The sequence below is a fragment of the Citrobacter sp. LST-B2 genome, assembly GCF_057983045.1.
This window is the reverse complement of the sequence record NZ_CP192598.1, coordinates 2,760,247-2,782,800: the sequence shown is the minus strand read 5'-3', so window position 1 is coordinate 2,782,800 and position 22,554 is coordinate 2,760,247. Positions and strand designations below refer to the sequence as shown.

Genomic DNA, 22,554 nt, shown 5'->3' with positions numbered 1-22,554 from the left:
AAAACTTGCATCAACGTGCCAGACTGGTTATAAGGTGCAGCTTTATAGCAATGGCGGATACCCTGATGAGCGATTTACCTTTCTGGCAACGTAAAACCCTGGATGAAATGACCGATGCCGAATGGGAGTCGTTATGTGATGGCTGCGGTCAGTGCTGCCTGCATAAGCTGATGGACGAGGATACCGACGAGATTTATTTCACCAACGTCGCCTGCCGCCAGCTCAACATCAAAACCTGCCAGTGTCGCAATTACGAACGTCGGTTCGAGTACGAGCCTGACTGTATCAAGCTAACGCGTGATAACCTGCCCACCTTTGAATGGTTGCCGATGACCTGCGCCTATCGTCTGCTGGCGGAAGGGAAAGGACTGCCTGAATGGCACCCGCTGCTGACGGGATCGAAAGCGGCAATGCACGGCGAGCGAATTTCGGTGCGTCACATTGCGGTAAGAGAGTCAGAAGTCCATGACTGGCAGGACCATATTCTCAACAAACCGTCATGGGCGGACTAAACCGCCCGGTCTGATTTCAGGCTAACGGCAAAAAAAACGCTCCCGGTTGGGAGCGTCAGACTGCTGACAAAGAAGGAAAAGACGTGGTTTTTCCTTCTTTGTGGTTATCAGCCGAAAATCGATGAATTGATTTTCCGGGTTTTTAATGAGGTGATCTTTGCTTGTCCGGTATCGGGATGATGTTTGTCATCACTCTCACGCTCCCGGTTGGGAGCGTCTGAGATTAACGACCGAACAGATCGCGTCTTTTCGGTTTAAGCGGCTGAGCAATCAGCACCAGAACCGCGACGACCAGATAGGCAACGAAAATGCCTAATAGCCATTGCGGCATTTCCAGAGATAAAAATTCCCACTGACGCTCGGCGCAATCACCAGAGGCGACAAACACCTGTGGTAACCATTTGTCCAGTGGCAACCAGGCAGGGAAGCGAGCCATGAAATCACAGGTCATGAACGGGGAAGGGTGTAACTGGATCATGGTATGTTCCCATGTCAGTTGAACCCCACGCCAGGCACTGTAGATCCAGATAATCAACGCCACATAGCGCAACGGTGTTTTAGGCGCAATAGCCCCAACCAGACCGGCCCCCATGACGCCAAACAGCGCACAGCGTTCGTAGATGCACAGTACGCACGGCTTAAGCAGCATAACGTGCTGAAACCACAGCGCGACCAGTTCAAGCGCTAAGGCAGTAAAAGCCATCAATAACCACGCGCCCCGACCCCGTGAGCACTGGTTCAAATATCGCAACATAATAATTTCCCTGCAACATGCGTAGACACGGCAGTGTAAACCAATTCGATTACCGCGCCACCAGGAGAAACTCAAATATTGTGTAATTGGAGAAATATCACGCAAAAAGGCAAACCGGGCAGTGAAATGCCCGGTTAGTTGTTATGAAAGTGTAGCTAACCAACCGGTTTGCATCATCCACTCGGTCATTGGCGTCAGGGTAAACTCGACGCACAGCAGGCCGACCAGCGTCAGCACGATGGTATAGGGCAGCGCCATCCAGACCATCCGACCATAGGAGAGGCGAATCAGCGGTGCCAGTGCGGAGGTGAGCAGGAACAGGAATGCCGCCTGACCGTTCGGCGTCGCCACGGATGGCAGGTTTGTCCCGGTGTTGATCGCAACGGCTAACAGCTCGTATTGTTGCAGGGAGATCGCACCACTTTCCATGGCCGCTTTGGCCTCGTTAATGTAGATAGTACCGACGAAAACATTATCCGAGATCGACGAGAGCAGGCCGTTGAAGAGATAGAACAGCGTCAGTTGCGCGTGCTCTGAGGCTTGCAATACGTACTGAATAATCGGCGAAAAGAGATGCTGGTCGATAATCACCGCGACAATGGAGAAAAAGACCGTCAGCAGCGCGGTGAATGGCAGAGATTCGGTGAACGCCTTGCCAATGGCATGTTCATCCGTCACGCCGGTCAGCGACGTTGCGAGGATAATCACGGAGAGGCCAATCAGTCCCACTTCCGCCAGATGCAGCGCCAGGGCAATCACCAGCCAGACGCCGATAATCGCCTGCACAATCAGTTTTACTCTGTCCTGACGTGAACGCTGATGGCGGCTCTGATCATCAAACTGCTGCAAGACGTCACGCACTTTTTCCGGCAGTGTTTCGCCATAGCCAAACCAGCGCAGTTTCTCAACCAGTACACAGGTGAGCAGGCCGCAAATCAGTACCGGAACGGTAACAGGCGACATCCGCAGGAAGAAGTCGCCAAAGTGCCAGCCAGCGGCTTTGGCGATGATCAGGTTCTGCGGCTCGCCCACCATCGTCATCACGCCGCCCAGAGCGGTACCCACCCCGGCATGCATCATCAGACTGCGCAAAAAGCCGCGGAATTGCTCAAGCACTGTTTTGTAGTGTTGATCAATGTGACTGTCATCCAGGATGTCGCTATCATCGCCGCGGGAAGAGGCCACGCGGTGATAAATGCCGTAGAACCCGACGGCGACGCTGATCACTACCGCTACCACGGTCAGTGCGTCAAGGAAGGCGGAAAGGAAGGCCGCCGCCACACAAAACGCCAGCGACAGCAGCATTTTAGAACGAATGCTCAGCAGCAGCCGGGTAAAAATAAACAGCAACAGCTGCTTCATAAAATAGATGCCCGCGACCATGAACATCAGTAGCAGTAAAACTTCCAGATTGTTTGCCACCTCTTCGCGAACATGCGCGGCGCTGGTCATCCCGATGATAACTGCTTCAATGGCTAACAAACCGCCCGGTAGCAGTGGATAACACTTCAGCGCCATCGCCAGCGTGAAGATGAATTCCGCCACCAACAACCAGCCCGCAACAAACGGGTTGATGATGAAAATCAGTGGATTAACTATCAGGAAGATCAGTAGCGCAAGCTTGTACCAGTCTGGCGACTGGCCTAAAAAGTTGCGCCAGAGCGCGCGGCCCCATGAGAGTTCCATTATGGTTTCCCTTACCTTATTTATTGAAATGATGTTTTTATGGTTAGCGACAAAGAGTAACGGTCAGTCTGAATGCAGGCAAGCCTTTCACCCCAGACAGCCAGCGTTATCAAGAAAATGAAGCCTTGATCCACTTTTTCTTCGTTGTGTCTCCTATCGGGCATGTAACCCGTCTGGTATGATGAGTGTAACTATGTTTTGCTGTGTAATGGAAATCTCACTATGGTCATTAAGGCGCAGAGCCCGGCGGGTTTCGCGGAAGAGTACATCATTGAAAGTATCTGGAATAACCGCTTCCCTCCTGGCACTATCTTGCCTGCAGAACGAGAACTCTCCGAACTGATTGGGGTGACACGTACCACTTTACGTGAAGTGCTGCAGCGCCTGGCGCGAGACGGTTGGTTGACCATTCAGCATGGCAAACCGACGAAGGTGAATAATTTCTGGGAAACCTCCGGACTGAATATTCTTGAAACGCTGGCGCGTCTCGATCACGAAAGCGTCCCGCAGTTGATCGACAATCTGCTGTCGGTGCGGACCAACATCTCCACTATCTTCATTCGTACCGCGTTTCGTCAGCATCCTGACAAAGCGCAGGAAGTGCTGGCGACCGCGCAGGAAGTGGCCGATCACGCCGATGCGTTTGCCGATCTCGATTACAACATTTTCCGTGGTCTGGCATTTGCCTCCGGCAACCCGATTTATGGTCTGATCCTGAACGGCATGAAAGGGTTGTATACCCGCATTGGTCGTCACTATTTTGCCAATCCGGAAGCGCGCAGCCTGGCGCTGGGTTTCTACCATAAGCTGTCGCAACTGTGCCTGCAGGGCGCGCACGATCAGGTGTACGAAACGGTGCGTCGTTACGGTCACGACAGCGGCGAGATCTGGCACCGGATGCAGAAAAACCTGCCCGGCGATTTAGCCATTCAGGGCCGCTAAAAACGAACCCCCTCACGATGAGGGGGTTTTTGTTTACAGGCTGTTCATTCTGGGGGGACAGCGCTCCAGCAGTTCCACGCTTCCGTCCTCGTTTTGCTGTTCCAGCAACACATCAAATCCCCACAGCCGATGCACATGCTTGAGCACCTCTTTGCGGCCTTTATCCAGCGGCGCGCGATTATGCGGAATATAACGCAGGGTGAGCGAACGATCGCCCCGCAGATCCACGTTCCAGACCTGAATATTCGGCTCTACGTTGCTCAGATTATATTGCGACGAGAGGCGGTTGCGGATTTCGCGGTAGCCTTCTTCGTTATGAATGGCAGAGATTTCCAGATAGTTATGCCGATCGTCATCCAGCACCGTAAAGAGGCGAAAATCGCGCATCACCTTCGGCGACAGGAACTGGCTGATGAAGCTCTCATCTTTGAAGTCGCGCATGGCAAAATGCAGCGTTTCCAGCCAGTCGGAACCGGCGATATCCGGGAACCAGTACTTATCTTCTTCCGTCGGCGACTGGCAGATGCGCTTGATGTCCTGGAACATAGCGAAACCCAGTGCGTAAGGGTTTATGCCGCTGTACCACGGGCTGTTATAAGGCGGCTGGAACACCACGTTGGTATGGCTGTGTAAAAACTCCAGCATAAAACGTTCGGTGACTTTCCCCTCGTCATACAGGTGGTTCAGGATGGTGTAATGCCAGAACGTGGCCCAGCCCTCATTCATCACCTGCGTCTGTTTTTGCGGATAAAAATACTGACTGACTTTGCGCACAATGCGCAGGATCTCGCGCTGCCATGACTCCAGCAGCGGGGCATTTTTTTCCATAAAGTAGAGCAGATTTTCCTGCGGTTCTGAGGGATAGCGCCGCGCTTCGGCAATCGTCTTCTCTTCCTCTTTTTTCGGCAGGGTACGCCACAGCATGTTCACCTGGCTTTGCAGATACTCTTCACGACTCTGTTGGCGGGCCTTCTCCTCCTGGAGTGAGATTTTCTGCGGGCGTTTATAGCGATCAACGCCGTAGTTCATCAGCGCGTGGCAGGAGTCGAGCAATCGCTCAACCTCGTCCACGCCGTATCGCTCTTCGCACTGAGTGATGTAATTACGCGCGAAGATCAGGTAATCAACAATGGAGCTGGCATCAGTCCAGCTGCGGAACAGATAGTTATTTTTGAAGAACGAGTTATGTCCGTAACAGGCGTGCGCCATCACCAGCGCCTGCATGGTAATGGTGTTCTCCTCCATCAGGTATGCAATACACGGGTTGGAGTTGATCACAATCTCATAGGCCAGCCCTTGCTGACCGTGCTTATACAGTCGTTCGGTCTCGATGAATTTTTTACCAAACGACCAGTGAGGATAGTTAATCGGCATTCCGACGCTGGAGTATGCATCCATCATCTGCTCGGAGGTGATGACCTCAATCTGGTGCGGGTAGGTATCCAGTCTGTAGAGTTTCGCCACCCGATCTATTTCCGCCAGGTAGACATCCAGCAGATCAAACGTCCAGTCGGGTCCATCGCTCAAGCGTGTGGTGTCCTTGTTCATGGAATCAATCGTAGCCATTCGCGCACCCTCATTGTTGGCGGCACTCTCTGTGTGGAGCACCTCATTTCAAGCATAGAACACCCGGTTAAAAACCGTGTCAGTGAAGAAATATTTTCTTTGCGATTTCCGCTGGTCGACTCGCCAGATTACGGGGTGGTCACGATATTTTCTGCTGGATAAAAATAACCCACAGCAGGAGATACCAAAGCAGAGAGTTCACTGTTCTGCCTGCTATATGTGAGATGTGTCACCATAAAAAAGCCATATGTTGAATAATATTTTCATCTGGGTTATCAAGATGTAATTAGATGATTGTTCTTTTACTGTTACTGTTAACGGAGTGGCTATGCGAGTTGTCATACTGGGAAGTGGCGTCGTTGGCGTGACCAGCGCCTGGTATCTGAGTCAGGCTGGACATGATGTTACCGTCATCGATCGTGAACCCGGCCCGGCGCTGGAGACCAGCGCGGCGAATGCGGGGCAGATCTCTCCGGGCTATGCCGCGCCCTGGGCTGCGCCGGGTGTACCGCTGAAAGCGATTAAATGGATGTTCCAGCGCCATGCGCCGCTGGCCGTTCGTCTTGACGGGACACAGTTCCAGTTAAAGTGGATGTGGCAGATGCTGCGCAACTGCGACACCAGCCACTACATGGAAAACAAAGGGCGGATGGTACGTCTGGCGGAATACAGCCGTGACTGCCTGAAAGCGCTACGTGCGTCGACCGGTATCCAGTATGAAGGGCGGCAGGGCGGGACGCTGCAACTGTTCCGTACCGCGCAGCAGTATGAGAACGCCACGCGCGACATTGCCGTGCTGGAAGACGCCGGTGTGCCGTATCAGTTGCTGGAAGCCAGTCGACTGGCGGAAGTCGAGCCGGCGCTGGCGGAAGTGGCGCACAAACTGACCGGCGGCTTGCGTCTGCCGAATGACGAAACCGGCGACTGCCAGCTCTTTACCCAGCGTCTGGCGCAGATGGCCGAACAGGCGGGCGTCAAATTCCGCTTCAACACACCGGTGGATAAACTGCTCTGCGAAGGCGAACAGATTTACGGCGTGAAATGTGGTGATGAGATCGTTAAAGCTGATGCGTACGTCATGGCGATGGGGTCTTACTCCACGGCGATGCTGAAAGGGATTGTCGATATTCCGGTCTATCCGCTGAAAGGCTATTCGCTGACGATTCCGGTGGCGGAAGAGGACGGCGCGCCGGTTTCGACTATTCTTGATGAAACTTACAAAATCGCCATTACCCGTTTTGACCAGCGCATCCGCGTGGGGGGGATGGCGGAAATTGTCGGTTTCAATACCGAACTGCTCCAGCCGCGTCGGGAAACGCTTGAGATGGTGGTGCGCGATCTCTACCCGCGCGGGGGGCATGTTGAGCAGGCGACATTCTGGACCGGTTTGCGGCCAATGACGCCGGACGGTACGCCCGTTGTGGGACGTACCCGCTTCAAAAATCTGTTGTTAAATACCGGACACGGTACGCTGGGATGGACGATGGCCTGTGGTTCAGGGCAGTTGCTGAGCGATATATTGTCAGGTCGCACGCCCGCCATTCCGTATGACGATTTGAGCGTGGCGCGCTACCACGCAGGCTTTACGCCTTCACGTCCCCAACATCTGCACGGCGCACATAACTAAGAAGGACGAGAGATGACCCGCCCTATACTGGCCAGCCTTGACCTGCAGGCGATGAAACAAAACCTGAGCATTGTGCGTCAGGCCGCACCGGACGCCCGCGTTTGGTCAGTGGTGAAAGCCAATGCTTATGGACACGGCATAGAACGTATCTGGAGTGCGCTGGGCAACACCGACGGTTTTGCCCTGTTGAATCTGGAAGAGGCGGTCACCCTGCGTGAGCGCGGCTGGAAAGGGCCGATCCTGATGCTGGAAGGTTTTTTCCACGCTGAAGATCTGGAACGGTATGACACCTGGCGTCTGACCACCTGCGTGCACAGCAACTGGCAGCTCAAAGCGATCCAGAATGCGAAGCTTAAGGCGCCGCTGGATGTCTATGTGAAGGTTAACAGCGGCATGAACCGCCTGGGATTCCAGCCGGAACGGCTGCAAACCGTCTGGCAGCAACTGCGCGCGATGCCGAACGTCGGTGAAATGACGCTGATGTCGCATTTTTCCGACGCTGAGCACCCTGACGGGATCCACAATGCAATGGCGCGCATCGAGCAGGCTGCGGAAGGGCTGGATTGCCGGCGTTCGCTGTCAAACTCCGCGGCCACGCTGTGGCATCCTGATGCACATTTTGACTGGGTACGCCCGGGCATTATTCTCTATGGCGCTTCGCCGTCAGGTCAGTGGCGCGATATCGCCAATACCGGACTGAAGCCAGTGATGACGCTGAGCAGCGAAATCATTGGTGTACAGACACTAAAAGCGGGAGACCGCGTCGGCTATGGCGGACGTTATACCGCCAGAGGCGAGCAACGCATTGGCATCGTGGCGGCTGGCTATGCGGATGGCTATCCGCGCCATGCGCCTAGCGGCACGCCGGTGCTGGTGGACGGTGTCCGGACCACGACGGTGGGGACAGTGTCAATGGATATGTTGGCGGTGGATTTGACGCCATGCCCGCAGGCGGGCATCGGAACGCCGGTGGAGCTGTGGGGCAAAGAGATCAAAATTGACGACGTGGCGCAATCAGCTGGAACGGTGGGTTATGAGCTGATGTGTTCGCTGGCGTTGCGCGTTCCTGTTGTGACGGTGTAACTTTTATGGTATTGCCGGATGCCGGCGCGATGCGCCTGATCCGGCCTACAGCACACGCTACGCGGCGTCTCAGTAGGCCAGATAAGCGCAGCGCCTTCCGGCAGAGTCACTATTCTTCGTCTTCATCCCCGGCAACGCGGACACCGACTTTGCGCACCTGATTATCCTCTTTTTCGGCAACCGTCCAGATCATCCCGGCAAATTCGACCTGGTCGCCGACGACCGGGGCGGCACCCAGCAGTTGCTGAACAATTTCACCCAGCGTTTGCTGCTTATCGCGGTACTCCGTTCCGTCATCCAGACCATAAATCAGCGCCACATCGGCATACTTAGCGTTGGCTTCGAGAATAAAGTCGCCGAAGAAGCGCTGATCCAGCGCCACCGGCGGCGACTGGCTGAACAGTTTGCCCAGCGCCGGAAGATCGCGTTCACGCCCGATGACGCACAGCACATCGCCTTCACGCAGACGGGTGCTGCCGGTGGGATGAAACAGCACATTGTCACGAAACAGCGCCGCAATGCGCGTTTCCTGAGGCATATGCAGATCGCGCAGCGCCGCGCCGACACACCATTTATCGGCACTGAGCTGATAGACAAACTGCTCCCACGGATTGTCCGGATGAATATCCAGACCCACGCGTGAGACCGGCCAACCGACCGGTGGTACCACCACCTTCGCCTTTTTCGCCGCCCAGGAGAGCGACGTCCCCTGCAAAACCAGTGACACCAGCACTACGAAGAAAGCGACGTTAAAGAACAGACGGGCATTTTCCAGACCCGCCATCATCGGAAAGACGGCAAGAATGATCGGTACCGCACCGCGCAGACCCACCCAGCTAATAAAGACGCGTTCACGCAGATTAAAACCGCGGAACGGCAGCAGTCCGATAAATACAGAGAGTGGACGGGCAATGAAAATCATCCCGGCGGAAAGAATCAGCGCCGGAATAGCAATCGGCAACAGGTCAGAAGGATTCACCAGCAGTCCGAGCACAAGGAACATGCCGATCTGTGCCAGCCAGGCCAGTCCGTCGAAGTTTTGCAAAATGCCGTAGCGGTTGCGGATAGGGCGATTGCCCAGTAAAAAACCGCACAGATAGACCGCCAGGATCCCGCTGCCTTCCAGCGCCGTGGTCAGGGCAAACACCAGAATCCCGCCGCTCAGGGCTAATAGCGGGTAGAGTCCGGCGGGCAGAGAGATACGATTAATCATCTGCTGTAGCAGATAGCCGCCGCCCAGCCCAAGCAGGATGCCCAGACCAAACTGTTGAATAATGTGGACAGCGAACATCCAGCTTAAGCCGGTTTCGTGTTGCTGAATCATCTCGATCAGCGTAATGGTCAGAAATACTGCCATCGGGTCATTACTGCCGGATTCAATTTCCAGCGTCGCGCCGACACGCTCGTTCAGCCCCTTGCCGCCAAGCAGGGAAAAAACCGCCGCCGCATCTGTTGAACCGACAATGGCGCCAATCAACAGACCCTGAATCAGATCGAGATTAAACAGCCAGGCGGCAATCATACCGGTTAACCCGGAGGTGATCAGGACGCCAACGGTCGCCAGAGAAAGCGCCGGGCCCAGCGCGACACGAAACGAACTGGCCTGCGTGCGCATCCCGCCATCGAGCAGAATAATCGCCAGCGCAAGGTTACTGACCATATAGGCGAAGGGATAATTATCGAACGGGATGCCGCCGACGCCATCGACGCCCGCCAGCATGCCAATGGCCAGGAAGATAACCAGAATCGGAATGCCAAGGCGTGATGAAAATGAACTGAGTAAGATACTGCTGGTAACGAGGACGGACCCCAAAATGAAAAGACTGATTATTGCCGCGGCGTCCAACGTTCGATTACTCCTCAATCAGGAATTTTTTGGTGCATTGACATTATCATATTAACGGCTACATCCGGGCGTTACTTAGTCCTGCAGCCGTTTTTTTTTATGATTTCAGAAAGGGATGACCCGAGATCGTCAGTTGCGTACCGTTTTGACTGTTTTGCAATACGGCATGCGCGCCCAACGCCAGCGTAACGGTTCGCGGCTCATGACCAAAATCGAGTCCAGTTATCAGGGGAATAGAGAGGCGTTCACGTAAAAACGCATACACGGTGTTAAGATCGTAACCGGCATCATACTCATTCGGGGTGCTACCGCTGAAACTGCCCAGCACAATGGCGCTCTGCCGGTTCAATATACCGGCGTCAACCAACTGCAATAACATGCGCTCAACGCGAAAAGGGTGCTCGTTAATGTCTTCCAGTACCAGAATGCCGTTTTCTATTTTGGGCATCCACGGGGTACCGATGAGCGAAATCAGCATCGCCAGATTACCGCCCCACAGCGTTCCTTGCGTGTGACAGGCCGGACCGTCGCCTTGCCATTCCACCGTGTACTGCGCGTGACGCAATGCCTGCCAGAAATGGGTTTGCGTAAAGGTATTCAGCTCCGGCGCGCCAACGTTCGCCGCCAGCATTGGACCACTGAAAGTGATGACATTGCCCAGCGCCAGCAGACCGCACTGGATCGCCGTAAAATCACTGTGTCCGCAAATAAGCAGCGGATCCCGCTGTTGTCGGGCGGCAAGGGCCTGCCAGTCGATGTGTTGCAGTAGACGGCTCGCTCCATAGCCACCGCGCACCGGCATGACGATGGTGTCCGGCGCGGTGAGATGCACAAGGTCGTTCACGTCCGCCAGACGCTCCGAATCCGTACCCGCAAAGCGTTGATGGCGACGACTGACCACCGCCGTATTATCGACCTGATGCCCGGCCTCTTTAAGGCGCTGGATACCAAGTAAAGCCGCGTGCTGATTGATGCAGTAGCCCGAGGGGGCAATTAAGTGAAACCGGGACATGGCAATTCCTTGCTACAACAGAAACCAAATGTATATCATGCCGCTTATAGTAGAACGTTTTGCCGGAGGGTGCTTTGCTTATCCGGTTTATAACGGTGGTTTTAGTAACAAAGCGTTCCGGCGATAAGGACAGAAGACGTGAAATTGAGATGGTTTGCTTTTTTAATTCTGCTGCTTGCAGGCTGTAGTTCAAAACAAGATTATAAAAATCCCCCGTGGAACGCGGAAGTGCCGGTAAAACGTGCCATGCAATGGATGCCGATCAGCGAAAAAGCCGGTGCGGCGTGGGGTGTTAGTCCACAATTGATTACGGCGATTATCGCCATTGAGTCAGGCGGGAATCCCAATGCGGTCAGCAAATCGAATGCGATAGGGTTGATGCAATTAAAAGCGTCAACTTCAGGACGCGATGTCTATCGTCGGATGGGCTGGAGCGGCGAGCCTACGACCAGTGAACTGAAAAACCCGGAACGGAATATCTCAATGGGCGCTGCCTACCTGAGTATTCTGGAGACCGGCCCGCTCGCCGGCATTGAGGATCCGCAGGTGATGCAGTACGCGCTGGTCGTCTCCTACGCTAACGGCGCAGGCGCACTGCTACGCACGTTCTCTTCCGACCGGAAAAAAGCAATTAACAAAATCAACGATCTCAGCGCTGATGAGTTCGTTGAACACGTCGCGGATAACCATCCTGCGCCTCAGGCACCGCGCTACATCTATAAATTGCAGCGCGCGCTGGATGCGATGTAATTAGTCGCGCACTTTATTTGATTTTTCGCGCGCTTCGCGCTCAAGGGAAAAGATAATCCGCTGAAGTTCCCGCTCCACCGCCGGGCCGACGTTGAGAAAACGAAAGCTCAGGCGGGGAGTGGAAATGGTCTCGTTTTTGCCGTCAATCACTTTGCGTTCGGTGACGGAAATCAGCTGTGCGTCAAAGTGAAACATTCCCCATTCCCCCATATCCAATGCCACCTGCGAAAAACGCATCCCTTCGGTGAGACCTGACGGTTTCGGGCCTTCCAGCAGAGCACCCATTCCGCCGAGGGAAAGATCGTATAAACGAAAACGTAGGGTGCTGTTATCCGGCATCTGTGCCGTACAACCGTAGGGAGGATGGAGCGGCGCGCAGATGCGGAAGTATTCCCGTCGTTGCACAAACCACAGCGCCGGAGGGAGCGGGGTGATAAAGGCGGGAAGCTGCTGATACTCACCGCTCTGCAACTGCTCAAGAGTAAACTCGACCTTCGCGCCCTGGGTTTCGGCGGTAAAGGTAATATTGCGCGCTTTTTGCACGGCGAGATTTTCTTTTTGCTGACTGCCAAAATCCATCACCAGCCTTTCGGCCGAGACGTCAAGGATCTTGCTGATGAATTGTCCGCCGGACCAGGAGACGCGCAAAGGCACCTGGTTGCTGTTTAAGTCGCGAAGAACCCCCAACACCGCCAACGGATTTTGCTTCAGGAACTGCTCATTGTAATGACTCACGCGGAATGCCTCCTGGCTGCCTGACAGTCTATCGAACGGTTATCGGCAAGACGCAGGAGAACTTAATACAAACGCGTGATTTTTTTTACCAAAGACAAATAATTCAGCCTCGCGGAAACAACGGGGATCAAGGGGTTGCCTATACTTAACGGACAAGCGCAAGAAACGGTTGCGTGTGGTTTCCCTGAAAAGAGGGTCTGAACATGGGAATTATTGCCTGGATTGTATTTGGTTTGATTGCCGGTGTTATCGCCAAATTGATCATGCCGGGACGTGACGGCGGCGGATTCATCCTGACCTGTATACTCGGCATCGTCGGTGCTGTAGTGGGCGGATGGCTGGCGACCATGTTTGGTATTGGCGGCACGATCAGTGGTTTTAACCTTCACAGTTTCCTGGTCGCTGTGGTGGGCGCCATTGTGGTGCTGGTGGTATACCGGCTCGTACGCCGCGATTAATAACAATACGGCTCCTGCGGGAGCCGTGTTTTTAATGGTATTCCCCTTCAATTCCTCTCTTGATTTACCCATTGAAATGAGAATAATTGGCATTCCAATTTAAACTGATAATTATTCTCACTATGACAACTTCTTGTTTTCGACTTTGCGCGCTTTCTGGCTGTATCTCACTGGCTCTGACCACATTGTCATATGCGGCGGACACCAACGAATCGACTATTGTCGTTTCAGCGACAGGTCAGGAGAGCCTGCTGCCTGCCTGGACTAACAGCGCCACCAAATCTGCTGTCCCGGAAAGTAAAACGCCGCAGGTGATTAATACCATCGATAATCACGAGATCGCGTTACGTCATGCGAATTCCGTCAACGAGATCCTGCGCTATGCGCCGGGGGTGTCGACAGAAATGCGCGGCAATACCTCCTACCTGAGCGAGTACAAGATTCGCGGTTTCTCTGTCGATCAGGAGTACTACAACGGCCTGCAGTTGCCGTACAACGTCACTGGCAACACCAAAGCACGTATCGACCCGCTGCTGGTGGAAAGCGTCGATATTCTGAAAGGGCCCGCCTCTGTGCTGTATGGCAGCGGTTCGCCAGGAGGACTGGTGAATATTCAGGGCAAAAAACCGCAGGCTGAACAAAAAACGGAGATCGGCTTTAATACCGGTACACGAAATCTGAAAGAAGGCTATCTGGATTCCACCGGCAAAATCAGCGACAGCGACTGGAATTACCGTCTGCTGGGCAAGGCGACGGAGGGCGACGATCAACCGCGTACGACACGTTATGAAGACTATCTGTTGGCGCCCTCCGTCACCTGGCAACCAGACAGCAAAACGCGCCTGACGCTGGATGCGCTGGTGCAAAATACACCGTCGTTGTCGCCGTCAAACCCGTTACCCATTGCCTATTTGCGCTCGGGGTATGCCGATCGCCGTGATTACGCCGGTGATGAGTGGAGTGGCTTTAAGCAGCGTCAGTGGATGGTGGGTTATCATTTCGAACATGAATTTGACAGCGGTTGGGGATTCAGTCAGCGGGCGCGCTATTTTGATGTTGATACGCACCAGCGCAGCGTCTATTCAACCGGCAATGGCACAAACCCGGTCTGGATGCTGAACCGCTTTGCCTATACCACCGATGAAGATCTGAAAAGTTTCAACATTGACAACCAGGTAACGAAAACGGTCACGCTGGGCGACTGGCAGCACCATATTCTGGCCGGTTTTGATTATCAGAAACTCGACAGCCATTACTTCTACCGTTACGCCAGCGCCACGCCGGGAATCGACATGCGCGACCCGGATTTCCATCAGGTGCATACTGCCGATCTGGGGTTGTACACCGCACAGAAAAACCGCCTTTCTTATCAGCAAAATGGCTACTACTTGCAGGATCAGGTGGCGTTTGGCGGCTTAAATCTGTTGGCCAGTCTGCGTTACGACGACTATCGGTCAACGACGACCGACGCGCTGCAAAATGATGAGAAAACCTGGATCGCCCAGGACCGGGTGACCAAACGTTTTGGCGCGCTTTATGCCTTTGAAAACGGTATTTCACCGTTTATCAGTTATTCCGAAGGCTTCAAACCGATTTCACCGCAGGGCACGCTGACGTCAAAAGAGGTGAAGCCGACAACCAGCAAACAACTGGAAGGCGGGGTGAAATACCTGCTGGCTGATTACGCGACCACGCTGACGGCATCCGTGTTTAACATCCGTCAGAAGAATGTTCTTTCCGCCACACCAACCTGGGATTATCGGCAGACCGGGGAGATCGAATCAAAAGGCGCGGAACTGTCGGTGATTAGCCGACCAGGTGACAACGTCACGTTGATTGCCAACTACGCCTATACTCATGCGATCAATACTGAAGACGAAACATACGAAGGCAAACGCCCGACACAGGTGCCGGAGAATGCGTTTAATCTGTGGGGCGATTACACCTTCGATGCGACCGTACTGCGCGGGCTAACAATGGGCGCAGGGGCGCGCTATACCGGGCCGATGGAAATTGCGCCGGATAACAAGAGCGGTAAGCTCGGAGGCACAACGCAGTACGATCTCGCCGTGTCATATCAGTTAGGCGAGGCGCTGCCTTCATTGCGCGGCGTGACGTTAAAAGCCAGCGCGCAGAATATCACCAACAAAGAAACCTTCAGTTGCTACGATAGCACCAATTGCTGGATTGGTCGTGATCGTACCGTTCAGGTCGGGGCAAGCTACCGTTTCTGATCGCGTGAAGCGAAAACCGGCCTGGTATTTCCAGGCCGGTCAGGCGTTGGCTATTACGGCGTTGCCTGTTTTTGTGTCGGTTCGGTGGAGGTCTGGCGAGTCACAGGACGTTTTTCCGGCACGTTGTCGCATGGATTTTCCTTCGGACAGATCAGGTCGAGCATCTTCAGCGTGACGCCGTTGCTCCAGCCAAAACCATCCTGTAACGGATATTCACCGCCGCCACCGCCGGTTCCGGTGCTGCTGACGTCATATTTTTCCACCAGCTTTTGCTCGCGATCGTAGGTGTGCTGCACGTTGGTCAGAAATCGCCAGCTTACCTCCATTGCCACCTCACTCTGTCCATAGTTCTGTAAGCCCTCGGTGGCGACCCACTGCAACGGCGCCCAGCCGTTTGGCGCATCCCATTGCTGTCCGCTTTTCACCGAGGTGGTGGCAAGCCCGCCCGGCTGCAGCAGATGCGCGCGAGTGGCCACGGCCATTTTGCTGGCGCGATCTTTCGAGGCCGCGTTGACATACAGTGGGAACAGGGCGGCAGCGGTCAGTTGATTACGCACCTGCTTGCTCTTCAGATCGTAATCCGCATACCAGCCTTCTTTGTCATTCCACAGGTAGTGCTCAATCGCTTTCTGTCTGGCGTTCGCCAGCGAATCGTACTGGTTGGCTTTTGCTTCATCCCCCGCGGCTTTGCTGGCGCGCGCGAGGATTTTTTCCATCTTGTACAGCAGCGCGTTAAGATCCACCGGAACGATGCTGGTGGTCCGCAGCGTGCCGAGCTGCTGTGGGTTATCCATCCAGCGCGAACTGAAATCCCAGCCGGATGCCGCCGCAGCGCGCAGATCGCGATAAATGTCGGTGGCCGGACGGTTTGGATTGCTTTTTGCCGTGGCGATATCCTCAACCCAGGATTCCGGTCGTGGCGTATCCCGCTCATCCCAGTAGCGGTTCAAAATGGTGCCATCATCCAGTTTCACCACCCGTTTGTTCTGTTGACCTGCCTGCAGCGTTTCGACGCCTTCCATCCAGTAGAGATACTCTTTTTGCAGCTGCGGCAGGTATTTTGTCAGCGCATCGTCGCCGTCATGCTGCGCCAGCAGTTCCACCATCAGGGAGAAGAAGGGGGGCTGGGAACGGCTCAGATAGTAGGTGCGGTTGCCGTTGGGGATATGACCGAAAGCATCAATCTCCCAGGCAAAGTTCGCCACCATATCGGCAATTTTGTCCCAGTGATCGCTTTCGGCAAGTCCCAACATGGTGAAGTAGCTGTCCCAGTAATAGACTTCCCGGAAGCGCCCGCCGGGTACCACGTAAGGTTCAGGTAGCGGCAGCAACGAATCCCATTTTCCCGCGCTTTCGGTAGAGCGTGTTAATACTGGCCACAGCCCGTCGATATGTTCACGCAGCGATTGTCCTTCCGGCGGAACATATTTTTCTCCCTCTTTTGGCAACGTGAAGTTGACGCTCACAAAGTGGCGTAAATCGAAACTGGATTGATTTTTTTGCATCCGGTAATCCGCAAGGATCATCAGCGGATCGCTGTTTGGCACGGCATCAGCAAAGGTCTTTTGATCGGGGAACAGTCTGGCATTCTGCACATCGTTAAACAGCGGGCCGAGCAAAATATCCGGCGGTTGCGGCGGGGTAACCGGCATCTCTTCTGCGTGCACAGACAGTGAAGAGAAGGACAGAAGGGTGCCGGAAACCGCTAATTTTATGACCCACGACAGCGAACCAGACGTGCAAAAAGCAGGGGTATGCATTGATTCATCTCCTTAGTGCGTACCGAAAAACGGTATCTACCATGAGAAAATCGTAGTCCAGGATCGCCCCCGGCGCGTTGTTACCCTCCTTTTTTTGCGACGTTACAGGGTTTTCCTTTCCCTGACGACGCGATTTTGCGCCACATCAAGGGTCAACCGCTCACCCGTCTGCACATCGTCAAGTGCGTCGCCCTGCTGGCATATCCAGGCGATGCCCATCTCGCGGGCGATCAAGGCGCCATGCGCGAGCGGACTGCCTTCACGCAGGCAAATGCCTTTCACCACGTTCGGGTCGAATTCCGGCACCGTTGAGGGAAACAGATTGTCGGCGACCAGGATGGCAGGCGCGGTGAAATCAGGCAACGTCAGCGGGCTTTGCAGCAAATGACGTAGCGTGCGATGCAGGAGATCGTCGATATCGATGTAGCGCGCCTGCAGATAGGCATCATCCAGTTGCCGATACTGCATGCTGAGGTTGCTCAGCACCTGCTGCCAGGCATATTCCGCCGTACAGTGTTCACTACGCAGGATCCCGCAGGCGGTTTCAAACAGCTCTGGATCGTCCAGCAACATATGGTGACCAGAGAAAATGGCCGCCAGGTTACCAGGCCAGTGTTCTTCCATGCGGGTGAGCAGCGTCATCAGATCGAGCAGGGTGAGATCCAGCGCGTTACGCAGTCGCGCCTGTTCTGCAACGGGACTGAGATCCGAGGCTTGTCGAACCGGCGGCAGCGTCGGGGTGTAACAGAACGCGCTGCCCGTAATCTTCTCCGTCGACGATGCGGTAATTGCGACATCGTCCAGCGATTCACCGAAGTTCTCCGCAGCCAGTTGGCTAAATGCGGCCAGCGCGTCATCCGCCTGCGCTCCGCTTGCCAGCAGACGGATCGTGTCATTACAGCGAACCTGCAACAGCGATATCTGATTAAGGCTATCCGGCGTGACGCACTTGCCATTTTTTTCCAGCAGCAGATCCGCGTCAAAGGCTGACAGCGTTGCCACAAGCCGGGACGACGGACGAATGTGCAAACCGTTAGGGTTTTTGATCACCACGGACACTGATTTTGCCGCTGCGTCCGGTGCGCTAAAAACCGGAGTCATGCGGCGCTCATCAGCAGAAGAGGGTAAACCCAGTTGCTCGCGCTTAGCTTCAAGGGCGTTCGTCGCATCGGCGATGACCTTTTCGATATCCGCGCCCGCGGCGGCGCTCACCGTTGCCGCCAGCGTCCCTTCAACCAGTGGCGCGGCGCACAGTCGCACTTTCCCGGCAATGCTCGGGTCGAGAAGATCCAGCGCCGTTTCCGCACTGAGCAGGGCACTGCCGATGTCCATCATCACCAGCACGTGGTCGGTATCAGCAACAGACTCGATCGCCTCCATCACCTTGATAGGGTCGGTACCGATGGGGTTTTGCGGATCGTCGATACCGGCGGCAACGGCGATTTTACAGTCGCCGCCCATTAACATCTGTTGCGCCAGTTCGCCCACCCCCTCACCGAGGCGGGCGCTGTGAGAGACTATCACCAGGTTTACCATCTTACTGTCCTTACTCTTTTGCTGCGGCTGCCAGCATCTGGATCATAAACATCACCGAGGTTGCGCCCGGATCCTGATGCCCGATGCTGCGCTCGCCCAGATAGCTGGCGCGACCTTTGCGGGCTTGCATCGTAATTGTGCTTTGCGCGGCGGCTTCAGCCTGAACGGCGGCGGCGTCCAGCGCGGCGGTGACGGAGAGGTTCTGTTCGCTCGACTGGCGCAGTGACTCCGCCACCGGCACCCAGACATCGCACATCGTTTTATCACCCGGCTCGGCTTTACCCCGGCTGATCACGCCATCGGCGCCTTCACGCATCATTTGATAGAGTTCATTTAGCGACAAACTCTGGTGCGCCTGAGTGACCTGCGCGGCGCGGATAAAAAAGGTGCCGAACAGCGGGCCGCTGGCTCCCCCGACGTTTGACAGCAGCGTCATCCCGGTATTTTTTAAAATGAACCCAATATCTTTATCCGCAATGGACGGTAATTTTTCGACCACTTTGCTAAAGCCGCGATGCATATTCAAACCGTGGTCGGCATCGCCAATCTCGCGATCCAGCCCGGTGAGATAATCACTCTCTTTGCTGAAAATCTCCCCGCAGCGATAAAGCCAACTCACAATTTGTTCTCTGTTCAGTGACATGACGCTCTCCTTAGTTGCCCCAGTTCAGGCCTGGGGTATGAACCGGTGCGTCCCAGAGTGCCAGCGTCTCGTCATCCACTTTTAACAGGGTGATGGAAAAGCCGGTCATATCCAGTGACGTACAGTACGAACCAATCAAATTACGTTCGATAACGATACCCGCCTGCTGGCAGCGTTCGTCAAGGCGGTTATAGACGCCATACAGTTCAGAAAGCGGCGTGGCGCCGAGGTTATTGACCAGCGCGATGACGCGATCGCCACGCTGCAAAGGCTGTTTGCCTTGCTTATCCTCCTGCCAGACGCCCTGAGCGGGATCCCAGTGGCGCAGCGTGCGGCTATAGGTGCCGTTTTCCAGCAGGGTATCGAACATCTCATCAACGGTCTGATCGAGGGAGACGAAAGCGCGACGGTCGATGCCGGGCTCGCCGTGGATCCCGACGCCGAACTCCATTTCATTGTCGGCAAGGGTGAAAGAGGGCTGACCGGCGGCCGGAACCGTACAGGCAGCGAGGGCGATACCGATCGAATGGCCGTGATTATTAAGTTTACGGCCAAGTTCCGCACACGCTTCCAGGGAATCGCCGCGCTCTGCCGCCGCCCCGACCAGTTTTTCAATCAGCACGGTGTTGGCGACGCCGCGTCGTCCGGCGGTATAGAGACTGTCTTTGACGGCCACGTCGTCATCCACCACCACAGTGGTGACTTTCACGCCACTTTCGTGCAGCAGTTCAGTGGCGGTTTCGAAGTTAAGAATATCGCCGGTGTAGTTTTTCACGATCAGCAGCACGCCTTCGCCGCCGTCAATCTGCATGGCGCATTCAAACATTTTGTCGGGCGTTGGGGAGGTAAAAATTTCGCCGGGGCAGGCGCCAGACAGCATGCCCTGACCAATATAGCCGCAGTGCATGGGTTCATGCCCGCTGCCACCGCCGGAAAGCAGCGCGACTTTGCCCTGAACGGGGGCATCTGCACGGGTCACATACACCGGATCCTGATGCAGGGTCAGCGACGGGTGCGCTTTTGCGAGGCCAGCCAGTTGTTCACTCAGTACGTCTTCCACACGGTTAATCAGCTTTTTCATTCTCTTGCTCCGGGTCTTAGGCTCCAGGGGATCGATGGTGTACAACGCCACGGCGACCGCTCGCTGCCGATAACGTAATTGTGCCCCAGCGCGCGAAAAAGAAAATTCATCGATGTTATGTTCCAAAAGAGAACATTTATTTTGATGAATGTTCCATAACGGAACGTAAAAGCGCGAGATACCGCAGAATTGCGAGCGACCGCACCCTGAAATGAGGGAAAACAGACAGTGAATAACAGCGTGAACATAAGCGATGAATCGAATATCCCTGAATTTATTCGCGACTCGTGGCTACGCTGCGGCAAAATAATGCAGCGTGATTTCTGGGCGCAACCGCACCGGGCACAGGGACTGACGTTTGATTCGATTTGTCGGCGTAAGACGGCGATGCTCACGCTTGGACAGGCGGCGCTGGAGGACGCATGGGAATACATGGCGCCGCGAAAGTGTGCGCTGTTCATTCTGGATGAGAGTGCGTGTGTGCTGAGCCGCTGTGGCGATCCAAAAACGCTCGGGCAACTGGCGGAACTCGGTTTTGTCGACGGCACCTATTGTGCCGAAAGCATCATTGGCAGTTGCGCGCTGTCGCTGGCCTCTGTCGTAGGGCAACCGGTAAAAACGCTGCCCGATCACCATTTTAAACATGCGCTCGGTGCGTGGTGTTTTTGCTCAACGCCTGTTTTCGACAACCATGGACGCCTCTTAGGATCCATTGCGCTGGGCTGTCCGGCAGATCACGCATCGCCTGCCGATCTGCCATTAACCCTGGCGATTGCGCGTGAAGTGGGAAACTCGCTGCTCACCGACAGCCTGCTTGCCGAATCAAACCGTCATCTCAATCAACTGTACGGTTTGCTGGAGAGCATGGATGACGGCGTGATGACCTGGAACGCGCAGGGCAGTCTGCAATTCATCAATGCTCAGGCGGCACGGCTACTGCATCTTGATGTGACGGCTGCCCATGGCAAAAACCTCAATGAACTCCTGACGCTGCCCAGCCTGCTGGTGCGTGCGATCCGCCATCAGCGTCCGCTGCATCATGTTGAGGCGACATTTGAAAGCCAGCATCAGTTCATTGATACCGTGATTACTCTCAAACCGATTGTCGAAACGCAGGGCACCAGTTTTATTCTGCTGCTGCATCCGGTGGAGAAGATGCGCCAGTTGATGACCAGTCAATTGGGTAAAGTAAGCCATACCTTCGCGCAGATGGCGCAGGACGATCCGCAGACCCAGCGTATCGTTCATTTTGGCCGTCAGGCGGCGCGGGGCAGTTTTCCGGTGTTGTTATGCGGCGAAGAGGGCGTGGGTAAAGAGTTGCTGAGTCAGGCTATTCATAATGCCAGCGAACGGGCAGAAGGCCCGTATATTGCGGTGAACTGTCAGCTGTATGCCGATCAGGTACGGGATTTTATCGCCAGTACGGCGGATGACGACAGCGAAGGGCGGTTGAGCCGCCTGGAACTGGCGCACGGCGGTACGCTGTACCTGGAAAAAATTGAGTATCTGGCGCCAGAACTGCAGTCGGCGTTGTTACAGGTGATTAAACAAGGGGTGATCACTCGACTGGACGCGCGGCGGGTGGTGCCAGTTGACGTGAAAGTGATTGCCGCCACAACGGTGGATCTGGCGCGGCTGGTGGAACAAAACCGCTTTAGCCGCCAGCTCTATTACGCGTTGCACGCCTTTGAAATAATGATTCCACCGCTGCGACAGCGGCGTAACAGCATTCCTTCGCTGGTGAATCACCGCCTGCGTCGCCTGGAAAAACGCTTTTCGACCCGCCTGTTTATGGATGACGATGTGCTGACTCCGCTGATTGCCTGCGACTGGCCGGGGAATGACTTCGAGCTCAACAGTGTCATTGAAAATACGGCGCTGAGAAGTGACAACGGGCGTATTCACCTGAACCATCTGCCGGAATATCTCTTTAACGAGCACCGAGCCTCAGAACCCGCGACCGATCGTTTCTCTGCCAGCGTCGCTTTCAGTGATATTGAGAAAGACGCCATTATTCACGCGGCAAGGGTGACCGGTGGGCGGATTCAGGAGATGGCCAGCCTGCTGAAAATTGGCCGCACCACCTTGTGGCGAAAAATGAAGCAATACAATATTAACGCCGCGCATTTTAAGTTGAGTCCCTGATAAGCGGGATTGTTGCAGGAGAGTGAAGGCGATTTTTGTAGGTTGCGGCAAAGGGGACCCATCACGGGTGCCCTTTGCGCGATCTGCAGTCTGGTAACAGGGAGACGGGTCTGTTCTGAACGGTGAGTCCAACGGGTCGATGGACACTATCCCTGATACCCGGCTAAATATGTTTCGTTATAAC

General features: G+C 54.8%; 17 protein-coding genes and 2 pseudogenes. 9 read left to right on the top strand and 10 right to left on the bottom strand.

The window, feature by feature from the left end; translation table 11 throughout:
• Nucleotides 1-65: 65 nt before the first annotated feature.
• Nucleotides 66-512, top strand: a complete 447-nt coding sequence (gene ycgN, locus ACQ0PY_RS13320) for a cysteine cluster protein YcgN (RefSeq protein ID WP_042318693.1) — start codon at nucleotides 66-68, stop codon at nucleotides 510-512.
• Nucleotides 513-735: 223 nt separating this feature from the next.
• Here ycgN and dsbB read toward each other — a convergent pair whose 3' ends face one another.
• Both dsbB and nhaB read right to left on the bottom strand, forming a co-directional pair.
• Nucleotides 736-1,266 (bottom strand): disulfide bond formation protein DsbB, encoded by a 531-nt coding sequence (dsbB, locus tag ACQ0PY_RS13315; RefSeq protein WP_043000441.1) that lies wholly within the window; start codon nucleotides 1,264-1,266, stop codon nucleotides 736-738.
• Between the two features lie 141 nt (nucleotides 1,267-1,407).
• Nucleotides 1,408-2,952 carry a Na(+)/H(+) antiporter NhaB gene (nhaB, locus tag ACQ0PY_RS13310; RefSeq protein WP_043000442.1) on the bottom strand — a complete coding sequence of 515 codons (1,545 nt, stop codon included), beginning with the start codon at nucleotides 2,950-2,952 and terminating at the stop codon, nucleotides 1,408-1,410.
• 222 nt (nucleotides 2,953-3,174) lie between these two features.
• Here nhaB and fadR point away from each other — a divergent pair, with 222 nt between their 5' ends.
• On the top strand, nucleotides 3,175-3,894 hold the full coding sequence (gene fadR, locus ACQ0PY_RS13305) for a fatty acid metabolism transcriptional regulator FadR (protein WP_042318544.1): 720 nt from the start codon (nucleotides 3,175-3,177) through the stop codon (nucleotides 3,892-3,894).
• Nucleotides 3,895-3,927: 33 nt separating this feature from the next.
• On the opposite strand, the gene ACQ0PY_RS13300 is transcribed toward fadR, so the two are convergent.
• Complete coding sequence (locus ACQ0PY_RS13300; RefSeq protein ID WP_043000443.1) at nucleotides 3,928-5,460, bottom strand: SpoVR family protein; 1,533 nt, start codon at nucleotides 5,458-5,460, stop codon at nucleotides 3,928-3,930.
• Nucleotides 5,461-5,788: 328 nt separating this feature from the next.
• Between ACQ0PY_RS13300 and ACQ0PY_RS13295 the strand changes: the two genes are divergently transcribed.
• The 3 genes and pseudogenes from ACQ0PY_RS13295 to ACQ0PY_RS13285 form a co-directional block, all read left to right on the top strand.
• Nucleotides 5,789-7,087 carry a D-amino acid dehydrogenase gene (locus tag ACQ0PY_RS13295; protein WP_044257663.1) on the top strand — a complete coding sequence of 433 codons (1,299 nt, stop codon included), beginning with the start codon at nucleotides 5,789-5,791 and terminating at the stop codon, nucleotides 7,085-7,087.
• 12 nt (nucleotides 7,088-7,099) lie between these two features.
• Complete coding sequence (gene dadX, locus ACQ0PY_RS13290) at nucleotides 7,100-8,170, top strand: catabolic alanine racemase DadX (RefSeq protein ID WP_061070032.1); 1,071 nt, start codon at nucleotides 7,100-7,102, stop codon at nucleotides 8,168-8,170.
• Nucleotides 8,171-8,294: 124 nt separating this feature from the next.
• Nucleotides 8,295-8,342 (top strand): annotated as a pseudogene (locus ACQ0PY_RS13285) (hypothetical protein); the annotation flags it as partial.
• 3 nt (nucleotides 8,343-8,345) lie between these two features.
• Here the strand turns inward: ACQ0PY_RS13285 and ACQ0PY_RS13280 are convergent.
• Both ACQ0PY_RS13280 and ldcA read right to left on the bottom strand, forming a co-directional pair.
• Nucleotides 8,346-9,983: pseudogene (locus ACQ0PY_RS13280) on the bottom strand (potassium/proton antiporter); the annotation flags it as partial.
• A gap of 130 nt (nucleotides 9,984-10,113) precedes the next feature.
• The gene (ldcA, locus tag ACQ0PY_RS13275) at nucleotides 10,114-11,028 is read right to left on the bottom strand and encodes a muramoyltetrapeptide carboxypeptidase (RefSeq protein WP_043000447.1); all 915 of its coding nucleotides are present in this window, start codon (nucleotides 11,026-11,028) and stop codon (nucleotides 10,114-10,116) included.
• A 138-nt stretch (nucleotides 11,029-11,166) separates the two neighbouring features.
• Between ldcA and emtA the strand changes: the two genes are divergently transcribed.
• A complete protein-coding gene (emtA, locus tag ACQ0PY_RS13270; RefSeq protein WP_109740308.1) occupies nucleotides 11,167-11,778 on the top strand; it encodes a membrane-bound lytic murein transglycosylase EmtA in 612 nt (203 codons plus the stop codon).
• Here emtA and ycgR read toward each other — a convergent pair whose 3' ends face one another.
• The gene (gene ycgR / locus ACQ0PY_RS13265) at nucleotides 11,779-12,513 is read right to left on the bottom strand and encodes a flagellar brake protein YcgR (protein ID WP_043000448.1); all 735 of its coding nucleotides are present in this window, start codon (nucleotides 12,511-12,513) and stop codon (nucleotides 11,779-11,781) included. It abuts the gene before it with no gap.
• A gap of 203 nt (nucleotides 12,514-12,716) precedes the next feature.
• On the opposite strand from ycgR, the gene ACQ0PY_RS13260 reads away from it, so the two are divergent.
• Nucleotides 12,717-12,971, top strand: a complete 255-nt coding sequence (locus tag ACQ0PY_RS13260; protein WP_043000449.1) for a GlsB/YeaQ/YmgE family stress response membrane protein — start codon at nucleotides 12,717-12,719, stop codon at nucleotides 12,969-12,971.
• Between the two features lie 122 nt (nucleotides 12,972-13,093).
• Nucleotides 13,094-15,205, top strand: a complete 2,112-nt coding sequence (locus ACQ0PY_RS13255; RefSeq protein ID WP_109740635.1) for a TonB-dependent siderophore receptor — start codon at nucleotides 13,094-13,096, stop codon at nucleotides 15,203-15,205.
• A 53-nt stretch (nucleotides 15,206-15,258) separates the two neighbouring features.
• Here the strand turns inward: ACQ0PY_RS13255 and ACQ0PY_RS13250 are convergent, their stop codons facing one another.
• The 4 genes from ACQ0PY_RS13250 to dhaK form a co-directional block, all read right to left on the bottom strand.
• A complete protein-coding gene (locus ACQ0PY_RS13250) occupies nucleotides 15,259-16,965 on the bottom strand; it encodes an alpha,alpha-trehalase (protein WP_109740307.1) in 1,707 nt (568 codons plus the stop codon).
• Nucleotides 16,966-17,067: 102 nt separating this feature from the next.
• Entirely contained in the window at nucleotides 17,068-18,501 is a 1,434-nt protein-coding gene (dhaM, locus tag ACQ0PY_RS13245; RefSeq protein WP_109740306.1) for a dihydroxyacetone kinase phosphoryl donor subunit DhaM, read from the bottom strand.
• 10 nt (nucleotides 18,502-18,511) lie between these two features.
• Complete coding sequence (gene dhaL, locus ACQ0PY_RS13240; RefSeq protein ID WP_043000453.1) at nucleotides 18,512-19,144, bottom strand: dihydroxyacetone kinase subunit DhaL; 633 nt, start codon at nucleotides 19,142-19,144, stop codon at nucleotides 18,512-18,514.
• Between the two features lie 10 nt (nucleotides 19,145-19,154).
• Nucleotides 19,155-20,225, bottom strand: a complete 1,071-nt coding sequence (gene dhaK / locus ACQ0PY_RS13235) for a dihydroxyacetone kinase subunit DhaK (RefSeq protein ID WP_043000454.1) — start codon at nucleotides 20,223-20,225, stop codon at nucleotides 19,155-19,157.
• A gap of 240 nt (nucleotides 20,226-20,465) precedes the next feature.
• Here dhaK and dhaR point away from each other — a divergent pair, with 240 nt between their 5' ends.
• Nucleotides 20,466-22,370 (top strand): dihydroxyacetone kinase operon transcriptional regulator DhaR, encoded by a 1,905-nt coding sequence (gene dhaR, locus ACQ0PY_RS13230; RefSeq protein WP_109740634.1) that lies wholly within the window; start codon nucleotides 20,466-20,468, stop codon nucleotides 22,368-22,370.
• The last annotated feature ends 184 nt before the right edge of the window (nucleotides 22,371-22,554 follow it).